This is a genomic window from Paucibacter sp. KBW04 (genome assembly GCF_003852425.1).
In the GTDB taxonomy this organism is placed as follows: Bacteria; Pseudomonadota; Gammaproteobacteria; order Burkholderiales; family Burkholderiaceae_C; genus Paucibacter_A.
This window is the reverse complement of record NZ_QAJN01000024.1, coordinates 1-1,163: the sequence shown is the minus strand read 5'-3', so window position 1 is coordinate 1,163 and position 1,163 is coordinate 1. Positions and strand designations below refer to the sequence as shown.

1 protein-coding gene is annotated in these 1,163 nt (G+C 61.6%); it reads right to left on the bottom strand.

The genetic code is table 11. From position 1 onward, the window contains the following. The coding region (tuf, locus tag DBR47_RS24130; protein ID WP_124455012.1) for an elongation factor Tu at positions 1–1,163 on the bottom strand (1,163 nt) is incomplete at both ends.

The window sequence follows — 1,163 nt, the reverse complement described above, 5'->3', positions numbered from 1 at the left end:
GCCAGGATGGTCGCAACCACGCCGGAGCCGACGGTACGGCCACCTTCGCGGATAGCGAAGCGCAGACCGGTTTCCATGGCGATCGGAGCGATCAGCTTCACGGTGATGCCGACGTTGTCGCCAGGCATGACCATTTCCTTGTCCTTGGGCAACTCAACGGCACCGGTCACGTCCGTGGTACGGAAGTAGAACTGGGGACGGTAGTTGTTGAAGAACGGGGTGTGACGGCCGCCTTCTTCCTTGCTCAGAACATAGATCTCAGCAGTGAAGTGGGTGTGGGGCTTGATCGAACCGGGCTTGGCCAGCACTTGGCCGCGCTCGACGTCTTCACGCTTGGTGCCGCGCAGCAAGATGCCGACGTTGTCGCCTGCTTGACCTTGGTCCAGCAGCTTGCGGAACATTTCCACGCCAGTGACGGTGGTCTTTTGCACGTCGCGGATACCGACGATTTCGATTTCTTCGCCGACCTTGATGATGCCGCGCTCAACGCGACCGGTCACCACGGTGCCACGGCCCGAGATCGAGAACACGTCTTCCACCGGCAGCAAGAAGGCGCCGTCAACGGCACGGTCAGGCTGGGGGATGTAGGTGTCCAGAGCTTCGGCCAGACGCATGATGGCTTGCTCGCCCAGGTCGCCCTTGTCGCCTTCCAGAGCCAGCTTGGCCGAACCCTTGATGATGGGGGTGTCGTCGCCGGGGAAGTCGTACTTGGACAGCAGCTCGCGCACTTCCATTTCCACCAGTTCCAGCAGCTCGGCGTCATCCACCATGTCGCACTTGTTCAGGAACACGATGATGTACTTCACGCCCACTTGGCGAGCCAGCAGGATGTGCTCGCGAGTCTGGGGCATCGGGCCGTCAGCAGCCGAGCAAACCAGGATCGCGCCGTCCATCTGTGCGGCGCCGGTGATCATGTTCTTCACATAGTCAGCGTGGCCGGGGCAGTCAACGTGAGCGTAGTGGCGGTTAGCCGTTTCGTACTCAACGTGAGCGGTGTTGATGGTGATGCCGCGAGCCTTTTCTTCGGGGGCTGCGTCGATCTGGTCGTAGGCCTTGGCCTCGCCGCCGAACTTGGCCGACAGCACGGTTGCGATTGCAGCCGTCAGCGTGGTCTTGCCGTGGTCAACGTGACCAATGGTGCCGACGTTGACGTGCGGCTTGGT